This is a genomic window from Lysinibacillus sp. NPDC093688 (genome assembly GCF_050280145.1).
Lineage (GTDB): Bacteria > Bacillota > Bacilli > Bacillales_A > Planococcaceae > Lysinibacillus > Lysinibacillus xylanilyticus_B.
This window is the reverse complement of sequence record NZ_JBNNUX010000023.1, coordinates 59,053-77,565: the sequence shown is the minus strand read 5'-3', so window position 1 is coordinate 77,565 and position 18,513 is coordinate 59,053. Positions and strand designations below refer to the sequence as shown.

Genomic DNA, 18,513 nt, shown 5'->3' with positions numbered 1-18,513 from the left:
AAGCGTCAGCAACAAATGTTTTATCTGTGCGAAAGCGAAGCGTCAGCAACAAATGTTTTATCTGTGCGAAAGCGAAGCGTCAGCAACAAAGCGCCCAGCTGGAACGGAAATCAACCCCACACTATGGTAATGTGCCAATAAAAATAAAGCTTTCATTTTTACCAGTCCAAAGTTAGCATAAAAAGACAGGAATAACTAATTCTGATGTTTTAAGCTATAAGCAAGGAGTGAGAGCAATGAGTTGGATTGAGTCGATTCAAAAAGCAATTAATTACATCGAGGAACATTTATTAGATGACATCACAATGGAGCAAATCGCACGAGAGGTAAATTCTTCGGTCTTTCATTTTCAACGGACATTCTCGATTTTAACGGATATGTCTATTGCAGATTATATAAGACGGAGAAGGTTAACATTAGCTGCACAGGAGTTAATAAATACAGACCAAAAAGTAATCGATCTCGCCTACAAATATGGCTACGACTCTCCTGAAGCTTTCACAAAGGCATTTCGTAAACAGCATCACGTAACGCCTAGTGAAGCAAGAAAGAAGCAAGGACAACTACAATCATACAATCGCCTGGTCATCCAGGTAAGCCTGAAGGGAGCAGAACCAATGAAGTATAAAATCGTAGAAAAAGAAAAGTTTCAAGTGGTAGGGGTAAAAAGAACGTATAATCATCAAAATGGTGAGAATACGATAGAAATCCCTAAATTTTGGGATGAAATAAACGGTGAAGGGATGGATCAACAATTATTTTCATTAAATAATGGAGATATTAAAGGGGTACTTGGTGTCTGTGTACCAAATGCTAGTGAACAAAAAAATAGTTTTATGGATTATTGGATTGCAACGGATCATATCGGGAATGTCCCAGAAAATCTGATGGCTATGGATGTACCAGCTTCAAAATGGGTTGTGTTTGAAGTACATGGTCCTATGCCGGATGCTATGCAAAAAACGTGGAAACAAATTTACTCTGAATGGTTCCCATCTAATCCATATGAGCCTACTGGCACAGCTGAGCTGGAAGTGTACTCGGACGAAGATCCATTTAGTCCTGACCTTTATTCTGAAATTTGGATTCCGATTAAGTAACAGAAATGAAAGCAGCCAAGAATGTTCATAGATAACATTCTTGGCTTTTATTTTTTTACATTAATCTATTTACAGAAAGAATAAACATTTACGTCATAAAAAGATTCTTTTGATTCTTCATATTCTTGAAATGTTCCTTCAAACGTAAAATTCAATTTCTCTACTACTTTTATAGAATTACGATTACCAGGCTCAATTTTTGCTTCAATTTTAGTTATGTTTAAAGTGGAGAACGCATAATCAATCAAAGCGGAAATACATTCTGGCGCATAGCCCTTTCCCCAGTAAGCTTTAGCGAGATCATAGCCTATTTCTGCTGTAGCGTTCTCTAAGTCAAATGAATTGAATCCACAAGAGCCGATAATCTCATTGGATTCCTTCTCAATAATTGTTAAGCGGATAGCCTTGTGCTCCTTAGCTAATTGATCAAAAAGCTCAATCATTTCCTTCGCTTGCTCTTCATGAGTGAAATTAGTGATATTCATAAATTTGGTCACATCGGGATCTGACCAAATTTTAAATAAACTATGTGTATCAGCCATCTTCATTTTTCTTACATATAATCTTTTTGTGTAAATTTGTTCTATCAATACCTTTACCTCCAAGTTTTTTATTTAAGTTTGGATGAAAAATATTGCTATCTGCGCATAATTCAGTCCCTTCAAATTTCATGTATCTATTATACAATAATTGTATTAATTGTTAAAACGTTATACTGTATGAAGAGATACAAAAGAATAGGGGGAATGATAATGCTTAAGGTAACGACCGAGAATTACTCGATTATCAAAGAAACAATAGAAAGAGCTCCAACATTTGTCTACAGTATTCTAGATGAGATCATAGAAGGTGCTGTCTATGCCGACAATGAAAGCCTTCATTCATTACTGTTTCAAACCAAATCAGGAATATACTATGTTTATGGTGATTCATCCAGCGAGCAAGTTATAAGTAAACTCGCGGCTTTACTACAAGAAGCTATTGAGGAAAGTAAACGTTTTACATTATTTTCTTACTCAGATGATTGGAACACAAAAATTGAACAACGATTAGATGGGTATGTGAATAAATTAGAAAGATACACTTTTAGTTTTGATAAAAATGCTTATAACAATAGAGAGAAACGTGGGTCGCTTGACTACGAATGCATTAACATCAAGCAACATCAAATTGAGCATTGTTTAGAATTTGACGATCAATATTATGAGGAATACTGGGGATCCACTAGTAATTTCCTTGAAAATGGTTTTGGTTTCTGCTTGCAACATGGAGACAAGGCTATTAGTGAAGCCGTCACTATTTTTAAATCACATGAATTTGCAGAGATTGATATAATAACTGATTCGAATTATAGAGGAAAAGGATTAGCGAGCTTCATTGCAGAAAAATTTATTGATTATTGCCTTATAAATAATATAAAGCCTTGTTGGGATTGTGTTATTGATAACCATGGATCTTATCATTTAGGCGCTAAGTTAGGCTTTACTGATCCAGTAAAATATGCAATTTTTTATAAAAGCACAATAGATAAGCTCACGGTGTAGAAACATCGTGAGCTTTCTTTATGGCTTAAAAGAACCGATTGCGCATATCGAAGATATTGTAAAATAATCTAGCATCTCTAGCCATTTTATTATTAGCATTCATTTGAGGCCGTAAGCAATTTTGGAACATTTCATCGCAATATCTAGTTCTACCATATCGATCATAACATTCGTCGTGTAATTTGCAGCATGAATCTACGGCATTGATAGGTCTACCTGGTCCTGAGCATCCTGGTCCGCAGTATTTATAACCAGGGTAGCAAAAACCAAATTTACGTTGTCTGTACATCGTCTATTCTCCTTTTTAAAAAGAAATAATTGTTACTATAAAATATGAAATTTTTGCTTTTAGAAGGGGATTAAAAACTAATGTAAGTGAAAAAAGACATTAACTTATGAGAAAAATCTATAAATGTAAGGTTCCTGTAAGCTTTTAAAAAAACTACTGTAAGGATGGAAAGCTATGATAGTCATAACGCAGTAAAGTTTGAAAGATAAGGAGTTTTAAAAAATGAATCCATCCGTACCTCAAAAAGAAAGAATCGTTTCCTTAGACATTATTCGTGGGCTAGCGTTATTTGGCATTTTGTTTATAAATGTGGCGGCCTACCAAGTAATAGTGGAGGGAGGACCGATGCCTGACTATAGTGGAGTTAATGGCATTATTGATACACTCATAGATATTTTTATTGAGAAGAAATTCTTTTCGATTTTTTCATTCCTCTTTGGTGTAGGTTTTTATATTTTTGCTTCACGTGCTGAAGCGCGTGGGGATAAGCCAAGAAGGCGTTTTGCAAGACGCTTACTAGCTTTATTATTAATTGGCATTGTTCATATATTTGTTTTCTGGGGATCAATCCTAGCTATTTATGCAGTAATAGGTTTTTTACTAATACCTTTTTATCATGCAAAGATTTCAACGATTAGTAAATGGCTATTTGCGATTATTACTGTTCATATCCTGTGCATTCTTGGACAAATATTGATGCCAAATCAAGAAGCCTTTTCTACTGTTTTTGGTTTATTAGGAAATGATGCAATTACTATTTTCATCATGTTTTTAACTGGTTTTTTAGTTGCAAAAGCTGATTGGATTAGTCATGTAAGTGAATACTCAAAACAAATAAAGTGGCTACAATTTGTAACATTCCCACTTTTTGTTGGAATTTCAATATGGATTTGGCTTGCATCTCAAAGTGAAGATCAAAATCTACAATTAATTATTGGTTTAGGTGTAATTCCGACAACTTATTTTTATTTAGCTTGTCTATTTGTTTTGTTAGAGAATAAGAAAATTACGAAGCTGCTTAAGCCAATTGGACGAGTTGGGCAAATGGCATTTACAAACTATTTAGCTCAAAGCTTTATTGGCTTAGCTATTATTTCTGCAATGGGACTTGAAGTTGTTTCTCCTTCTGATGCAGTGATCATTGCACCTCTCACTTATGTCATTCAAATTATCTTTAGTGTCATCTGGTTCAAATTCTTTAAAATGGGGCCATTTGAAAAGGTATGGCGCTTTATGACATATGGAAGAAAAGCAGTACCGAATAAATAAGGATGGTACGAAAACGAATGCCTCTGCGTACACCCATTATGATGATAATTTGTTTATTTATCAGCAATATGTAGAAATGCCCTCTATAACGATAAAGCTAAAGGAAGGTTTACAAACAAAGAAATGGTTAATCGGCTCATTTATCGCTGATAATCATGCGTGTGGTTTATCTTGTAGAGTAGGCAATCAATTTACAGAATGGGATTCTCACGGGTTAGCCGTTGGATATAGGAAAGAAACCTAAAGCAATTCCGCCTGGGCGCAATCGTAGCTAGAGCTTCGTTTTGTCACAATAAACATTACTAAAGATAAAAATCGGCGAGACTTTCTATCAAGTTTCGCCGATTTTTTGCCCTGTTACTCGTTCCAGCCTTTGCAGACATCAATCCATTCCTGATAGGGTGTATAGGTTTCTAGTTCAGAAATAGTAAGCTCAATGGCGGAGTTACTGCTACCACATGCAGGGAATACTGTTGTGAAGCGTTTGAGTGATTCATCTAAATAAATAGCAACGCCCTCATTCACGCCAAAAGGACAAACACCACCTACCTCGTGTCCGATCTTTTCGAGTACTTCATCTTTCCCAAGCATCTTTGCCTTTGTACCAAAGACAGCTTTATATTTTGCATTGTCGACTTTGGCATCACCTGCCGCAACAATTAAGATCGCTCCATCGTTTACGAGAAATGATAAGGATTTCGCAATGCGTTCGGGCTCGCACCCGAGTGCCTGCGCTGCTAGTTCCACGGTAGCCGAGCTTTCGTTGAGCTCCTGTATTTTGTGTTCCACATTCCATTGTGCTAAATACTTACGTACTTTTTCAATTGCCATATGTAATACCTCCTTACAATACTATGTTTTATTTTAACATAATTTTCTGAATACATTATTGTTTATCTTCTGAGAATAATCTATTATAAATACACTGGCATAAAATCCCACTTTTGGAGGTCGAGCCGAATGATTATGAAAGTGTTACAGTCACTGTTTATATTTATAGGGTTACTATTTTTCACAGGGGTAGTTGGGCTGTCTTTAATTTTAAGTGGAGGGCTACATTTTAAGGGATTATTATTAACCGTTCCAATATGTTTATTCATACTATTTGTTTGTTTAATTTTTGATTGGTTGACAACGAGGAAGCGGAAGATATGGTTAGCTGGGGTAATGGGCATTGCGCTTTTGATTGCTTCGATTGAGCCTTTTCAACATTACTACAAAATGAGTATTCCAACTGTTGATGCAGAAATTGATGTGTCGGCCTATCAGCCATATACTGAGCAAAATAAAGTAGTAAAGCCAGATACAAAGGCTTCATTACAATTAGTGGAGTCACTACCACGCCTAGATGGGGCGACGGCGCTGTATCCACTGTATGCTGCCTTTGTAGAAGCGACATATCCAAAGGGTTACTATCCATATGATAGAAGTAGAGTGATGGTGAGTCGTACACCCGAAGCTTATCAAAATTTGATTTCAGGAGATGTTGACCTGATTTTTGTAGCAGCACCATCTGAATCACAAAAGAGGAAAGCTGAGATGAAAGGTCTTACATTTAACATGACACCTATTGGACGGGAGGCATTTGTCTTTTTCGTCAATCAAAAGAACAGCGTAGAAAATTTATCCCTGGAGAAGTTTAAACAAATATACGCTGGGAAAATTACGAATTGGCATGAAATCGGTGGTGAAAATGCCGCGATTCGTGCATTTCAACGCCCAGCAGATAGTGGAAGCCAAACAGCACTTGAAAAAATGATGGGAGATACGCCAATCATGGAAGCACCTGCTGAAAATGTTGCAACAGGTATGGGTGGTATCATCCATGAGGTATCACAATATCGTAATTATAAAAATGCCATAGGCTACACGTTTAGATATTACTCAACAGAAATGGTGAATAACAATGAAATTAAATTAATGTCCATTGATGGAATTGCGCCTACAAAGGAAAATATTCGTAATGGTACATACCCACTCGTATCTGAATTTTATGCTGTTACAGCTGGAACAGATAATCCTAATGTAAAGAAGTTTATCGACTGGATTGTATCAGATGAGGGGCAAGCACTAGTTGAAAAAGTTGGTTATGTACGACTAGAAAATGACTGAATAATTTGCTATACTAATAGCATAATCAAATATGATAGTTTTCTAGGGTTCCGTAGCAAATGCTGGTCTGGTCCGAGAGAAAACCACAAAATTGATTTTGTGACACGGAAGGATAAAAGCCTGGGAGATACTGTTTACGCAGTGTTTCTTAGGCTTTTTTTTTATTTGGCTACTGAGGGAAGGGAGTTAAAGAAAAATCTTAGTTCAGGGGTAGACAGAGTGAAGTGCTCGGGTAGGTCAAAGAAGTGATCAGGTAGGTCAGAAAACCCTCAATATCCGTGTTTAACAATAAAATGGAGGAATTCGCAATGAACAAACAATGGGTAAGTGTCGTAATTGCTGCTTTTTTTGAAGTTGGTTGGGTTATAGGTTTAAAGCATGCAGGAAGTGTAGTTGAATGGCTTGGTACTGCTATTGCAATTTTTATTAGCTTTTATTTACTAATTAAGGCTGGAGAAAGCTTACCGGTCGGCACTGTTTATGCAGTGTTCGTAGGCTTGGGGACAGCGGGTACAGTGTGTGCGGATAGCTTACTGTTCGGAGAGCCATGGAAATTAGCTAAAATTTTATGTATCGTCGTTTTACTTGCAGGGGTCGTCGGATTAAAGCTTGTGACCGGGGATCCTAAAGAGAAAGAGGTGAATGAATAATGGCATGGGTTGCATTAGTAGTTGCGGGGCTATGTGAGATGATGGGTGTTTATATGATTAGTAAATATAATGATACTAAAAGTATTAAAAATTTGATGTTATTGATTTTCGTATTTACCTTGAGCTTTGCTGGTCTTGCATATGCCATGGAAACATTGCCGATGGGTACCGCATATGCCATTTGGACAGGAATTGGAGCGGCGGGTGGTGCATTACTCGGTATGTTGTTTTTCAATGAATCCAAAGATTGGAGACGTATTGTTTGCATTACTCTTGTTTTAGGGGCAGCGATATCTTTGAAATTATTATCTTAGTTAATAGTATTAATACTATCAATAGTCACCCCGCAGCGGTCTAATCGTTGCGGGTGTTTTTTTATCCTACTCAACGGCAAAAATTCGCTGTTGCTTTAAAAAAAGCTGTTTAATATATTCAAATATTTGATTTTTTTGTGGTGTTTAGGAGATATAAAAATTTACTTAGTAGACGTTAATTAATCGTATTCTGTTCATTACGGAGAAAAATTTTTATAGAGTAGCCTTAATGTCCTTCAAATAAAATGTGAAAAGCCATTAATAAAAGACAGACAACCTTTCGTCAGTTGTCCGTCCATTTTTAAAAATTATTTTTTTACATCCTTCGTCCATTCAGCAACTTTGTCTGCATTGGCTTCAACCCAATCTTTAGCAGCTTGTTTGGGGTCTTTGCCATCCATAATTTCTAGCATAACGCTCTCTAAGTCTTCTGAAGTCCAATGGAAGTTATCTAGTACAGAATATACATCTGGTTTATCTTCTTTTAACCCTTTACGAGCGAATGTGTTAATTGTTTCTTCTCCACCAAAAATTCCTTTTGGATCTTCTAAATATTTAAGGTCATATTTAGCGAATTTCCAGTGAGGAGACCAGCCGGTTACGACGATGTCTTCTTTATTTTTAATCGCTTTAGCAAGAGAAGTTGTCATAGCACCAGATGAAGATGTTAATAGATTCCAATCTGCTAAGTTATCATATTCATCTAAAGCTTTTTCTGTAGCAGCTGTAATCCCAGCACCAGGCTCGATACCTGTAATTGTATGATCTGCTTGATTTTTTAAATCTTCAATTGACTTAACGTCCATATAGCTTGGTACTACTAGACCTATTTTGGCACCAGCAAGGTTTTCGCCTAGCTCATCAAGATCATCCTTATATTTTTCATACTGTTGGCCATGTGTATTTGGTAACCAAGCAGCAACCATACCATCTGCGTCCCCTTTTGAAACAGCCTCCCACATAATTGCATTATCGAGTGGTGTTAATGTTACATTGTAACCTAAATCCTCTAGCACCTGCCCAACTACATTAGTGGAAGCAACTTCTGTGTCCCATTCAACGTAGGCTAAATCGACGTCCTTTGAGTTACCATCGCTCTTACTTGAATCATCCCCACTACATGCAGCTAGCAAAAAGCCAAGCCCTAAAGCCATTCCTAATTTAGTTAATGTTTTCAGTTTCATCGAATCTTCCCTTCATATATTAATAGTTTTGTAAAACTACAAAACATAAATCTTAGCTGTGAAAGTGAAAAACTAAGACTTCGCTAATAAATTCCCTTGTTTTTCTATACGGCTTTCTTCTTATTAAAGCTTTGCGTTAAGCGGTCTATAACAATGGCGAAAATAACAAGACCTAAACCTGCAACAAAGCCATTTCCGACCTGTGTACGTTGTAGTGCAGTTAATACTTCGCGTCCTAGACCAGGTGCACCAATCATTGAAGCAGTTACAACCATTGAAAGTGATAGCATAACAGTTTGGTTAATCCCAGCCATTATAGTTGATTTGGCAAGAGGGATTTCCACTTTAAATAGTTTCTGTCTTGAGGTACTACCATATGAATCCGCAGCTTCTACCAATTCTTTTGGTACTTGGCGAATTCCTAGGTTCGTCATACGTACAGTAGGTGGTAAGGCAAAAATAACGGATGCAAATACGCCAGGTACTATCCCGATACCAAAGAAGGCAACGGCAGGAATCAAGTAAACGAAACCAGGCATTGTTTGCATGAAATCGAGTATTGGCTTAATCACATTTTCAGCTACTGTTGACTTAGACATTAGAATGCCAAGTGGAATACCTAAAATGATTGAGATGATACTTGAGAAGAGCACGAGCGTAGTTGTTTCCATAAGATGTGTCCATAAGCCTTGATTATAGATAAATAACAAACCAAGTAATGAAAACGTTGCAAGTCCGAATTTTTTGCCGGTAACGAAAAAGGCAAAAATGACAATAAGTAAAATAAGAATGATCGGAGGAATGCTAACTAATAAATCAGTGACCTGATTCATGAGTAGTTTTCCATTTTTTTGAATCAAGTCAAAAAACATTGAAAAATTACTCGTCAACCAGTCCATAACTGATTCTACCCACGGTCCCACTGGTATAGCTGGGATATTGTCTAAAAAATTATTCATGTTCAACTACCTCCTCATCGCTAGTTGAAAGTGCTTCGATGACAACGCCCCGGATGAGAACACCAAGTAAGCGCTCATCTTTTACAACTGCAATAGGAGTAGGAGAATTATGAATCATGCCTAAAATGTCCTGTAAAAGCATATCCGGTGGAACGGTCAATATTTCGGATTGAACAATTGAATGTACCGTTTGTTCTTGTTTTTTAGCTGCAGCCCGTGCGTCGTCAGCAGTAATATAGCCTTTTAAATGTCGATTTTTGTCAACAGCCATTAGTAAACTAACCGTTTCTTCGCGCATTCGTTTAAGTGCTACGGTCGGTCCATCTACATCTACATTGACGTATACAGGTCGAACCATGGCATTTTCAGCTGTTAATACTTTAGAGCGATCGACGTCTTCTACGAAGGTTTTAACATAATCATTTGCGGGATTTGTTAAAATTTCTTCTCCAGTACCAATTTGAATGATTGAGCCATCTTTCATAATAGCGATACGATCACCAATACGTAATGCTTCATTCAAATCGTGAGTGATAAATAAAATTGTTCTTTTCATTGTGCTTTGTAAATCGAGTAACTCATCTTGCATTTCTTTACGAATTAATGGATCGAGTGCAGAAAAAGCCTCATCCATTAGTAATATTTCAGGGTCGTTTGCAAGTGCACGTGCTAATCCAACACGCTGTTGCATACCACCTGATAATTGACTCGGATATTGGTCCTTATAAGCAAGTAAGCCTGCATTTTCGAGAGCCTGCTCTGCTTTGGCTTGTCGTTCTTCTTTAGAGATGCCTCTAATCTCAAGGCCATATTCAGTATTTTGAAGAAGTGTACGATGGGGGAATAAACCGAAGTTTTGAAAGACCATACTCATTTTATTTCTTCTTACATTACGTAAACTCTCTTTACCCATTTTAGAAATATTTTCTCCGTCGATATAAATATTTCCACTTGTAGGCTCGATAAGACGGTTTAAAAGTCGGATAAGTGTTGACTTCCCACTCCCTGATAGTCCCATAATAACGAAGATTTCACCTTCATTTACTGTAAAACTTGCATCGTATACACCAACAGTTGCCCCTGTTTCTTTTAAGATATCAGTCTTGCTTTTTTGTTGCTTGACGAGTTCTAATGCTTGGGGGATATGTTTCCCGAAAACTTTAGAAACATGCTCCACTTTTAATTTTTCCAATAGAACCACTCCTTTCGTAGATCAATTTCGCCTTGGCGTAAATGGTTTGCTTTACTTACGCACAGATAATTTGCCACTGTCTGTGACATTTTTAGGCTTAGTTCTTCTATTTCAGTAGGCGTTTGGACACACACTGAATGAAGATAAATACTATTTGAGGATATTGATACCCAAATATAAACAAGTAACAACTTAACCCTAACAAAGAGTTGTTACTTCTGTCAAATCGACAAATAACAAAAAATCCGCTTAAACGCTGTTATATCAGCGCTTAAGCGGATTTTAATTTGGATATAAAAAGCTCTGAACTCGAGCGAAACTTTCATCATTACCTATAAAGTAAAGGATATCTCCTTCTTCCAAAGACACATATGGACCAGGTGATAGAAATAATTCATTTTTACGACGAATTCCGACAATCGTGCTAGATGTATTTTGCCAAAAATTTAATTCCTGTACTGTTTGTTGGATACAAGGGCTTTCAGCTGTCATCTCTAATTGATATGGGATAAATGGATTGACGGATCGGAAATGTTCAGTTCGACTAATAAGTTGTTTAGTCTTTTCCTGTAGATTTATTAATTCTTGGTGCTGCTTCTGAATGCTAGTCATAAGCTCGTGTTGTAGTTCATGGACAGATTGAACATCCTGGAATTGTCGGACAAAATATGCAGCCTTTTCATATGAGATGATAATAACCCCACTACCTTTAGTTGCCTCCACAATTTCCAAGTCTTGCAAAACGGCAATCGCTCTTCTTGCAGTTTCCGAAGAGACATTGTATTGGCTAGCTAGAGAAGATCTTGCGTAAATTTTATCGCCAATTCTATATTTTCTTTCCACGATTTTTGAGGCTAGGTCGACAGCTATTTGTTGATATTTTGGCTGCTTCACCTGAACATTTTTTTCAAATTGCATTCTTAACTTCCTTTCGTCATTACGGTTACCACAGCTTATTATAGACTAGCCTGCACAGAAAAAATAGCACCTCCATAAGCTATTAGTATATGATTACAACGTAATGTAGCAGTTTTTGTTTCTAATTAATTATTTTTAATAGAATAAGAGCTGTAGTTTGACAGTAATTAGTTATTATTATAAACTAGGTTACGTTATGTAAGTGTTGTGAAAATACAAGTGCTCAGTTAGTAGAAGCTAGCTGTTAAACAATAGAAGGTTGGAGAAAATATGACAATTACTACTAAAGTTTTGGATATAGTGAAAGACAAAATGACAATCGTGAAGCAATCTGAATCTGAAAGCATTTGCCTAGTTGGTCCAGTAAAATTACCGGTAACACAGGGTGAATTTTCTGCGACATTTCAGTGGTATAACTGGTTAAAAGTAGGGGCAAATCAATCGAAAGAAGAAATTATTGATGGATTATCATCTGCAAATTTAGCATTTTTACAACAGTCATCAGTGCTTGTTTATGGAGATTTTGCACATGCAGAGAATGCTTTAATTCGTATGCATAGCATTTGTCATACAGGTGATATTTTTGGAAGCCAGCGCTGTGATTGTGGTTATCAATTACATGAATCGATGAAAATGATTGTTGAGCATGGCTGCGGTGCTATTTTCTATTTAGCAGATCATGAAGGTCGTGGAATCGGGCTATTCTCGAAATCGCTTGCTTATTTATTACAGGAAGAGGGGTTAGATACGGTTGAAGCAAACCATGCACTTGGCTTCTCAGACGATACCCGTTCTTATGAAGATGCCATGGCTGTGTTAGCTGCACTGCGTTCAAAACCAGTTACACTGATTACGAATAATCCGAAGAAGCTTGCCGCATTACAGGCGCATGGTTTAGCAGCAGAAGGACATGTCCCATTATGGGGAGGATTAACGGAGACAAATCGTTTTTATTTAGACACGAAAGTAGAGAAATCTGGACATTTGCGCGAAGAGAAGTGAGTGGAGGAAACGACGATGACAACAGATGAAAAATATATGCAGCTAGCACTTGATTTAGCAGCTAGTGCAAAAGGAAATACGAATCCCAATCCACTAGTAGGGGCTGTAATCGTAAAAGACGGTGTAATTGTTGGAACGGGTTTACACAGAAAAGCAGGTGAACCGCATGCAGAGGTGCATGCATTCCGTATGGCTGGAGAACATGCGAAAGGTGCTACACTTTATGTAACTCTTGAGCCATGTTCGCATTATGGAAAAACACCTCCTTGTGCAAATTTAGTGAAGGAATCTGCAGTTAGTCGTGTTGTTGTAGCGATGCAAGATCCCAATCCTGCTGTTGCTGGACGTGGTATTCAGTTGTTACGAGATGCGGGTATTGAGGTAGGGGTGGGTGTTTTAGAAGCACAAGCTCGCCGTATAAATGAACGATTTATTCACAATATGCTAACAAAACGACCATTTATTATTTCAAAATATGCGATGACTTTAGATGGGAAAATAGCTGCCCATACGGGACACTCCAAGTGGGTAACTGGTGAGGCAGCACGTGAGGATGTTCACCGAATTCGTCATGAAGTGGATGGTATTTTAGTTGGGGTTGGGACTGTTTTAGCTGACAATCCATCCTTAACGACAAGATTAAAAGAAGATTACGGAAAAAATCCAGTACGCATTATTATGGATAGCTCACTTCGTACACCGGCACATGCCAATGTCCTAAATGTAGAAGAAGCGAAAACAATTATTGTATGTAGTGAGAATGCCAATCCAGAAAAAATAACGGCATTTGAGGAAAAAGGCGTAACTGTATTGCCAGTTCGACATGCATCTGAGGGGCTTGTTGTTGATGATATGCTTGAAAAACTATATCAATATGGCATTACGGATATTTTAGTAGAGGGTGGAAGTACGATCAACTCTTCATTTTTACAGCAAGGTGCTATTAACAAATATGTAATTTACATAGCGCCAAAGATTCTCGGCGGTCGTTTATCTTTAACACCGATTGCTGGTCAAAATCCATCTTCTATGGATGAAGCTTGGGATGTAGAATTTGCTTCGTTTGAGCAGGTTGGGCAAGATTTACGAATCATTGCTTACCCAAAGATAGGTGAAGAAAAGTGAATTATCAAGCAGATGTTTGTATTGTAGGGGCTGGGCCAGGTGGAACACTTCTTTCGCACTTACTAGCGAAAAAAGGTCTTTCCGTAATACTACTGGAACAAAACGCAGCACTAGGGCAGGCATTTCGCGGTGAGCATTTAAATGAAGAGGGCGAAACTGTTTTAAAAAATCATCAACTTTTTGATGCAGTCGAGGCACTCGGCATACTACGTATGAGAAAGCTTGAATATTACACAGAAGGTAGAGCATTTAAAACTATTGTTCCTGATGAAACTGTAGGCCATTTAGGAATTCATGTGCCGCAAGCAAATCTATTAAAGGGAATTTTACAAGAAACACAGCATTTTCCGCACTTTTCATGTCTCCTGAATACGAAGGTAACGAAGCTCATAGTTGATTCTTTGGGTAGATATACGGGGGTCATTGCATCAAAAAATGGGGAAATAATTGAAATTAGTAGTCAGTTAATTATCGGTGCTGACGGTCGTTACTCTACGATTCGTAAGCAAGCGCACATTGAAATTCAAAAGCATAAGCATGGTTTTGATTTATTGTGGGCAAAAATTCCTGCACCCTACGGATGGGAGCCATCGATTAAAATGGCATTAATAGATAATAAACAGCTATCGTTGTTTACGCAGGTAGGTGGGTTCATTCAAATTGGCTGGAATATTGAACAAGGAAGTTTTCCTCAGCTTAGAAAAAATGCATTTACACCATTTATCCAACAGCTTTCAGAGCAATTTCCGGAACTATCCGATACTGTTAAGGAACATATACGATCTTGGCAAGACTTTGTATTGCTAGACGTATTCAGTAGTCATTGTAACTGCTGGGGGACAAAGGGGCTTGTGCTATTAGGGGATGCTGTTCACACGATGACTCCAACTGGGGCATTTGGGCTCAATAGTGCTCTTAAGGATGCAGATTGTCTTGCTGCACTATTAAATAAAGATACGCTTGTTCATTTTAACGTACAAGATTTTCAACAAATGCGCGAGCAAGCCATTGAGGAAGTATTAGCGACACAAATTGAAAAAGAACAAACATTTGCGGCTAACTTCATCAACAAGGCTTCTTGAAGGGAAGAAAAACAAGATGAAATTTGGCTTTGATATAGATGATACACTTATTGATTTACGAGCACATGCCTTTGCGCTCTATAATAAAAAACTTGGTAAAAATGTTGCACTAGAGGCATTTCAAGCTTTGCAAAGAGTTGAAATTCATGAACCTTTTGGATTAACAGATGCTGAAGGGTCAGCAATGTGGAATAGTTCATTAGAGGAAATTTATTTTACGGATTGTCCTTCTTTTGAGGGAGCACTCGAGACACTTCAAACTTTGGCACAGCAAGGACATGACATTTATTATATTACTTCACGTCCAAAACAGTATTGTGAACAAACACAAGCTTGGATGAAAGCACAAGGTTTTCCAATTACAGAAGGTCATTTTTTCTGCGGAATGCAGGACACAGAGAAAGTGGCGATCATTAAAGAGCTAGCTTTAGATGTTTATGTGGATGATAAACCAGCTGTATTAGAAACACTACAAGATGTGAAGACAAAAGTAATTTTAAAAAATCAATCCTATAATCAGCATGTTGAACTGCCACGCTTAAATCAATGGCATGATTTTGGAAGTTTGGTACGAAAACAATAAAAAAAGATTGGTACAACGTAATCCTCGCTGTACCAATCTTTTTTTTCGTGTTAATAATCCTTAATGAAGTTGCCTTTCAATATCTACCGCGATTTTTTGAATGGATTCAATTAATAAATTTTCATCATAGTCACTATATCGTACTTCTGGTATAACGAGTGACACGGATGCAATTATTTGGTTGGAAGCGTTTAAAATCGGTGCGGATAAAGAACATGCTCCACGTACACGCTCACTATTGCTTCTCGCAAAGCGCTTACTACGAATCTGCTGTAAATCTCCCCACAACTGCTCTTTTGAAAGTATTGTCTGATCAGTGATAGGTTCAAAGCTTATATTCTCTACATATTCTTCAACATCTGGCATAAATGCGAGTAATATTTTAGATGATGCACCTGCATATAAGGGAGAGGTGTCACCTACAAACATTTTCGTAGAAAGCGGATATGTTGAATCATAGTTTAAAATACATCGTCTCTCCAATCCGTCAATAATATTCATGGAAACACTTTCGCCTATTTCTTCGTTTAGCTTTTTTAAAATAGGATCTGCGACAATAATAAGACTTGATTCTTCTTTTACTAAATTTCCTAAATAAAGAAGTGAATGACCTAATTGATAGCGCTTAGTACGCTCATCTTTGTGAAGAAAGCCTTCGTACACAAAGGTTGAAACGAAGCGCTGCAAACTAGAAATGCTGATCCCTGTTTTTTTACTTAACTCAGTTAGGGAAAGGCTAGGCTCATCTTTTGAAAAAGCTTTTAACACTTTAATAGCTTTGTGCAGCGATGACATTGTATAGTTTTTTTCGAAAATCTCTTGATTCATCCCGTCACCTACGTAATAAAATTCTCTTCGACATATGCCGGAGGATTTATCTTCATCTAAACATGCCGTTATTTTTTTGAGCATAAAAACATTTTTTTAATGAAGATAAAATTGGCTCATCACCATAGCGTGTGGTTGATTTCCGTTCCGGCTGAGCGCTTTCCTGGGGGCGTCCGATGAGCCGCTTCACTCGCGGTGCTCGTTCCAGGGTCTCATCTGTGACGCTAATCCCCAAGGAGTCGCTCAGCCTCCACTCCAATCAACTATTCACATGACATTCGTTTTAACAAAATGCTGTCCAAACATTCGGTGATGAACTATCAAATTTACTATTATTATAGCGCAATTTTATTTTTGTAGAGTGGACTTTTGGAATTCATTCGTATGTTCTCCGAGTATCGGTGGTGCTAATTTATATTGAATAGGTGAATCAGAGAACTTTATCGGGCTTTTGATGAATTTGATCGTACCATATTGTTCGTGCTCTATTTCACCAATCATGTCGCGTGCAATGAACTGAGGTTGCTCTAGTGCTTCAGCAATTGTGTTCACACGTCCACCTGGAATTTTGTATTGTTGTAATAGGGTAATCCATTCATCCCGTGTTTTTGTCATAGTAATGTCAGTAATCATCTGAACTAGCTCCGCTTCATGTTGCTTGCGCATCGTGTTTGTTAAAAAACGTGGATCATTAGCCCATTCTTCACGTTTCAACATCGTGCAAAACTTTTTAAATTGTCCATCTGTACCGACGCAAATCATTAAGGGACCATCCTCACAGTGAAATACTTGATATGGCGCAACATTATTATGACGATTTCCTAGGCGTTCTGAGATAAAGCCTGTATTTAAATACGCGCTTGCTACATTTGCTAAACTACTCATCTGAACGTCTAATAAAGCTAAGTCAATAAATTGCCCTGTATTTGTTTGATCGCGCATTCGTAAAGCGGTTAAAATACTAATGACAACATAATTAGAGGTTAAAATATCGGCAATAGGGACACCAACTTTGGTCGCTTCTCCTTCAGCTGAACCAGTGACATGCATTAAACCACTCATTGCTTGAATAACTGGATCGAAGCCTGGTTCATGTGCAAGTGGACCAGTTTGACCGAATCCTGTTACTGCACAATAAATAATTCTAGGGTTCACTTTTCTTAATTCCTCATAGCTTAGCCCCATTCGCTCCATGTCACCCGTCTTAAAATTTTCGAGTACGACATCAGCATCTTTGACAAGTTCTTTAAATTTTTCTCTGTCTTCTATTGTCTTTAAATCTAATGTAATCGATTTTTTATTGCGATTGGCACATAAATAATACGTACTTTGACCATTTACAAATGGCCCCCAATCACGCATGCTATCAGAGCCATTTGGATGTTCTATACGAATTACTTCTGCTCCTAAATCTGCCAACATCATGGAGCCGGCAGGGGCAGCATAAACACGAGATAAATCTAACACTCGAATATTTTCAAGAGGTTGCATTGTTCTTCCTCCTAAACACGTCATTTATAAACAGGCTTACGTTTTTCTACAACTGCGTTTACACCCTCTTTAAAATCATCTAGCTCTGTGACAATCGCCATTTGTGATGAAATGTAATCAAGGGCAGTACGTAAATCCATCCGTTGGCTTTGATAAACAGCGCGCTTAATGAATTGCAATGTCGTAGTTGGACGACTTGCTAGTTCCTTTGCATAATTCAATGTGTATTCATCAAGCTCTTGGTCTTCTACAACAAATGTCACAACACCTTTGTCTTTCGCTTCATCAGCAGTTAATACACGAGCTGTCCAGAACATGTCCAATGCTTGATCGATGCCGATTAATTTTGGTAAATAATAAGCACCACCGTCGCCCGGCACGATCGCAACGTTAATATAGCTTTCTGAGATCTTTGTAGATTTTGCTGCGATTCGAATATCGCACATTAAGGCCATATCAAGTCCTGCGCCCATTGCAAATCCATGTACTTGTGCAATAACGGGTTTATCAATTTCTTCAAGGAGAAGGGGGATACGCTGAATCTTTTTCCAAAGAGAATTTTTGCGTGCTAAACCTGTTGAAGAGATATCGTCCTCGCTTTGGAAAAATCCTTCACCGGCTTGCATCGCTTTAATATCCCCACCAGCGCAAAATGATTTTCCATTCCCTTTTACGATAACGACACGAATATCATCTGAATCACGGACATTTTCAAGGGCTTCAATCCATTTAGAGATCATCTCTTCACTAAAAGCATTGTACGCTTCAGGTCTATTTAATGTAATTGTGGCAACATGGTCTCGCACTTCAAAAAGTAAATCAGTCATTGATAACACTCCTTATCACGTCATTAGTAGTTTTCGATTAATTC

Annotated in this window: 21 protein-coding genes and 1 riboswitch; of the genes, 11 read left to right on the top strand and 10 right to left on the bottom strand. The window is 37.6% G+C overall.

The annotated features are described in order from the left end of the window. The first annotated feature begins 236 nt into the window (after positions 1-236). The gene (locus ACQKN2_RS17320) at positions 237-1,100 is read left to right on the top strand and encodes an AraC family transcriptional regulator (protein WP_427416048.1); all 864 of its coding nucleotides are present in this window, start codon (positions 237-239) and stop codon (positions 1,098-1,100) included. A gap of 65 nt (positions 1,101-1,165) precedes the next feature. On the opposite strand, the gene ACQKN2_RS17315 is transcribed toward ACQKN2_RS17320, so the two are convergent. Then, positions 1,166-1,690, bottom strand: a complete 525-nt coding sequence (locus ACQKN2_RS17315) for a GNAT family N-acetyltransferase (protein ID WP_427416047.1) — start codon at positions 1,688-1,690, stop codon at positions 1,166-1,168. Between the two features lie 162 nt (positions 1,691-1,852). On the opposite strand from ACQKN2_RS17315, the gene ACQKN2_RS17310 reads away from it, so the two are divergent. After that, on the top strand, positions 1,853-2,644 hold the full coding sequence (locus ACQKN2_RS17310; RefSeq protein ID WP_427416046.1) for a GNAT family N-acetyltransferase: 792 nt from the start codon (positions 1,853-1,855) through the stop codon (positions 2,642-2,644). 25 nt (positions 2,645-2,669) lie between these two features. On the opposite strand, the gene ACQKN2_RS17305 is transcribed toward ACQKN2_RS17310, so the two are convergent. Then, the gene (locus ACQKN2_RS17305; RefSeq protein ID WP_427416045.1) at positions 2,670-2,933 is read right to left on the bottom strand and encodes a Parvovirus coat protein VP1-like protein; all 264 of its coding nucleotides are present in this window, start codon (positions 2,931-2,933) and stop codon (positions 2,670-2,672) included. A 222-nt stretch (positions 2,934-3,155) separates the two neighbouring features. Here ACQKN2_RS17305 and ACQKN2_RS17300 point away from each other — a divergent pair, with 222 nt between their 5' ends. Then, positions 3,156-4,202, top strand: a complete 1,047-nt coding sequence (locus ACQKN2_RS17300) for a DUF418 domain-containing protein (protein WP_427416044.1) — start codon at positions 3,156-3,158, stop codon at positions 4,200-4,202. Beyond that, positions 4,174-4,446, top strand: a complete 273-nt coding sequence (locus ACQKN2_RS17295) for a glutathionylspermidine synthase family protein (protein ID WP_427416043.1) — start codon at positions 4,174-4,176, stop codon at positions 4,444-4,446. The genes ACQKN2_RS17300 and ACQKN2_RS17295 overlap by 29 nt, the downstream gene beginning before the upstream one ends. A gap of 113 nt (positions 4,447-4,559) precedes the next feature. Here the strand turns inward: ACQKN2_RS17295 and ACQKN2_RS17290 are convergent, their stop codons facing one another. After that, positions 4,560-5,033, bottom strand: coding sequence for a YbaK/EbsC family protein (locus tag ACQKN2_RS17290; RefSeq protein WP_427416042.1), 474 nt, complete (start codon positions 5,031-5,033; stop codon positions 4,560-4,562). Positions 5,034-5,162: 129 nt separating this feature from the next. Here ACQKN2_RS17290 and ACQKN2_RS17285 point away from each other — a divergent pair, with 129 nt between their 5' ends. The 3 genes from ACQKN2_RS17285 (at position 5,163) to ACQKN2_RS17275 (ending at position 7,278) form a co-directional block, all read left to right on the top strand. Beyond that, positions 5,163-6,314: a PstS family phosphate ABC transporter substrate-binding protein gene (locus tag ACQKN2_RS17285; RefSeq protein ID WP_427416041.1), complete on the top strand. Its 1,152-nt coding sequence runs from the start codon at positions 5,163-5,165 to the stop codon at positions 6,312-6,314. Positions 6,315-6,345: 31 nt separating this feature from the next. Beyond that, positions 6,346-6,443: riboswitch (guanidine-I (ykkC/yxkD leader) on the top strand. 179 nt (positions 6,444-6,622) lie between these two features. Then, positions 6,623-6,964, top strand: a complete 342-nt coding sequence (locus ACQKN2_RS17280; protein WP_427416040.1) for a DMT family transporter — start codon at positions 6,623-6,625, stop codon at positions 6,962-6,964. Next, positions 6,964-7,278 carry a multidrug efflux SMR transporter gene (locus tag ACQKN2_RS17275; protein ID WP_323650424.1) on the top strand — a complete coding sequence of 105 codons (315 nt, stop codon included), beginning with the start codon at positions 6,964-6,966 and terminating at the stop codon, positions 7,276-7,278. The genes ACQKN2_RS17280 and ACQKN2_RS17275 overlap by 1 nt, the downstream gene beginning before the upstream one ends. A gap of 308 nt (positions 7,279-7,586) precedes the next feature. Here the strand turns inward: ACQKN2_RS17275 and ACQKN2_RS17270 are convergent, their stop codons facing one another. The 4 genes from ACQKN2_RS17270 to ACQKN2_RS17255 form a co-directional block, all read right to left on the bottom strand. Further along, complete coding sequence (locus ACQKN2_RS17270; RefSeq protein ID WP_427416039.1) at positions 7,587-8,462, bottom strand: glycine betaine ABC transporter substrate-binding protein; 876 nt, start codon at positions 8,460-8,462, stop codon at positions 7,587-7,589. Positions 8,463-8,566: 104 nt separating this feature from the next. Then, positions 8,567-9,421, bottom strand: a complete 855-nt coding sequence (locus ACQKN2_RS17265; RefSeq protein WP_427416038.1) for an ABC transporter permease — start codon at positions 9,419-9,421, stop codon at positions 8,567-8,569. Further along, entirely contained in the window at positions 9,414-10,613 is a 1,200-nt protein-coding gene (locus ACQKN2_RS17260; RefSeq protein ID WP_427416037.1) for a quaternary amine ABC transporter ATP-binding protein, read from the bottom strand. The genes ACQKN2_RS17265 and ACQKN2_RS17260 overlap by 8 nt, the downstream gene beginning before the upstream one ends. A 282-nt stretch (positions 10,614-10,895) precedes the next feature. Then, positions 10,896-11,531 (bottom strand): TrkA C-terminal domain-containing protein, encoded by a 636-nt coding sequence (locus tag ACQKN2_RS17255; RefSeq protein WP_427416036.1) that lies wholly within the window; start codon positions 11,529-11,531, stop codon positions 10,896-10,898. 270 nt (positions 11,532-11,801) lie between these two features. Between ACQKN2_RS17255 and ACQKN2_RS17250 the strand changes: the two genes are divergently transcribed. From ACQKN2_RS17250 to ACQKN2_RS17235, 4 genes are read left to right on the top strand one after another with little or no spacing between them, the layout of a single operon-like run. Then, the gene (locus tag ACQKN2_RS17250) at positions 11,802-12,533 is read left to right on the top strand and encodes a GTP cyclohydrolase II (protein WP_427416035.1); all 732 of its coding nucleotides are present in this window, start codon (positions 11,802-11,804) and stop codon (positions 12,531-12,533) included. A gap of 15 nt (positions 12,534-12,548) precedes the next feature. After that, positions 12,549-13,658: a bifunctional diaminohydroxyphosphoribosylaminopyrimidine deaminase/5-amino-6-(5-phosphoribosylamino)uracil reductase RibD gene (gene ribD, locus ACQKN2_RS17245; protein WP_427416034.1), complete on the top strand. Its 1,110-nt coding sequence runs from the start codon at positions 12,549-12,551 to the stop codon at positions 13,656-13,658. Next, positions 13,655-14,740 (top strand): FAD-dependent monooxygenase, encoded by a 1,086-nt coding sequence (locus tag ACQKN2_RS17240; RefSeq protein WP_427416033.1) that lies wholly within the window; start codon positions 13,655-13,657, stop codon positions 14,738-14,740. Before ribD ends, ACQKN2_RS17240 begins: the two co-directional genes overlap by 4 nt. 16 nt (positions 14,741-14,756) lie before the next feature. Continuing rightward, the gene (locus ACQKN2_RS17235) at positions 14,757-15,323 is read left to right on the top strand and encodes a 5' nucleotidase, NT5C type (RefSeq protein WP_427416032.1); all 567 of its coding nucleotides are present in this window, start codon (positions 14,757-14,759) and stop codon (positions 15,321-15,323) included. A gap of 60 nt (positions 15,324-15,383) precedes the next feature. Here the strand turns inward: ACQKN2_RS17235 and ACQKN2_RS17230 are convergent, their stop codons facing one another. The 3 genes from ACQKN2_RS17230 to ACQKN2_RS17220 form a co-directional block, all read right to left on the bottom strand. Next, the gene (locus ACQKN2_RS17230; RefSeq protein WP_427416031.1) at positions 15,384-16,151 is read right to left on the bottom strand and encodes an IclR family transcriptional regulator; all 768 of its coding nucleotides are present in this window, start codon (positions 16,149-16,151) and stop codon (positions 15,384-15,386) included. A gap of 348 nt (positions 16,152-16,499) precedes the next feature. Next, on the bottom strand, positions 16,500-17,642 hold the full coding sequence (locus ACQKN2_RS17225; RefSeq protein WP_427416030.1) for a CaiB/BaiF CoA transferase family protein: 1,143 nt from the start codon (positions 17,640-17,642) through the stop codon (positions 16,500-16,502). 20 nt (positions 17,643-17,662) lie between these two features. Beyond that, a complete protein-coding gene (locus tag ACQKN2_RS17220; RefSeq protein WP_427416029.1) occupies positions 17,663-18,469 on the bottom strand; it encodes an enoyl-CoA hydratase/isomerase family protein in 807 nt (268 codons plus the stop codon). Between the last annotated feature and the right edge of the window lie 44 nt (positions 18,470-18,513).

What these genes read in the sequence shown, in the direction of transcription:
- ACQKN2_RS17225 (WP_427416030.1), bottom strand. Translation starts at nt 17,642, where the DNA reads ATGCAACCTCTTGAAAATATTCGAGTGTTAGATTTATCTCGTGTTTAT.
- ribD (WP_427416034.1), top strand. Translation starts at nt 12,549, where the DNA reads ATGACAACAGATGAAAAATATATGCAGCTAGCACTTGATTTAGCAGCT.
- ACQKN2_RS17235 (WP_427416032.1), top strand. Translation starts at nt 14,757, where the DNA reads ATGAAATTTGGCTTTGATATAGATGATACACTTATTGATTTACGAGCA.
- ACQKN2_RS17230 (WP_427416031.1), bottom strand. Translation starts at nt 16,151, where the DNA reads ATGAATCAAGAGATTTTCGAAAAAAACTATACAATGTCATCGCTGCAC.
- ACQKN2_RS17220 (WP_427416029.1), bottom strand. Translation starts at nt 18,469, where the DNA reads ATGACTGATTTACTTTTTGAAGTGCGAGACCATGTTGCCACAATTACA.
- ACQKN2_RS17310 (WP_427416046.1), top strand. Translation starts at nt 1,853, where the DNA reads ATGCTTAAGGTAACGACCGAGAATTACTCGATTATCAAAGAAACAATA.
- ACQKN2_RS17295 (WP_427416043.1), top strand. Translation starts at nt 4,174, where the DNA reads ATGGAAGAAAAGCAGTACCGAATAAATAAGGATGGTACGAAAACGAAT.
- ACQKN2_RS17250 (WP_427416035.1), top strand. Translation starts at nt 11,802, where the DNA reads ATGACAATTACTACTAAAGTTTTGGATATAGTGAAAGACAAAATGACA.
- ACQKN2_RS17305 (WP_427416045.1), bottom strand. Translation starts at nt 2,933, where the DNA reads ATGTACAGACAACGTAAATTTGGTTTTTGCTACCCTGGTTATAAATAC.
- ACQKN2_RS17280 (WP_427416040.1), top strand. Translation starts at nt 6,623, where the DNA reads ATGAACAAACAATGGGTAAGTGTCGTAATTGCTGCTTTTTTTGAAGTT.
- ACQKN2_RS17275 (WP_323650424.1), top strand. Translation starts at nt 6,964, where the DNA reads ATGGCATGGGTTGCATTAGTAGTTGCGGGGCTATGTGAGATGATGGGT.
- ACQKN2_RS17255 (WP_427416036.1), bottom strand. Translation starts at nt 11,531, where the DNA reads ATGCAATTTGAAAAAAATGTTCAGGTGAAGCAGCCAAAATATCAACAA.
- ACQKN2_RS17270 (WP_427416039.1), bottom strand. Translation starts at nt 8,462, where the DNA reads ATGAAACTGAAAACATTAACTAAATTAGGAATGGCTTTAGGGCTTGGC.
- ACQKN2_RS17290 (WP_427416042.1), bottom strand. Translation starts at nt 5,033, where the DNA reads ATGGCAATTGAAAAAGTACGTAAGTATTTAGCACAATGGAATGTGGAA.
- ACQKN2_RS17300 (WP_427416044.1), top strand. Translation starts at nt 3,156, where the DNA reads ATGAATCCATCCGTACCTCAAAAAGAAAGAATCGTTTCCTTAGACATT.
- ACQKN2_RS17265 (WP_427416038.1), bottom strand. Translation starts at nt 9,421, where the DNA reads ATGAATAATTTTTTAGACAATATCCCAGCTATACCAGTGGGACCGTGG.
- ACQKN2_RS17320 (WP_427416048.1), top strand. Translation starts at nt 237, where the DNA reads ATGAGTTGGATTGAGTCGATTCAAAAAGCAATTAATTACATCGAGGAA.
- ACQKN2_RS17285 (WP_427416041.1), top strand. Translation starts at nt 5,163, where the DNA reads ATGATTATGAAAGTGTTACAGTCACTGTTTATATTTATAGGGTTACTA.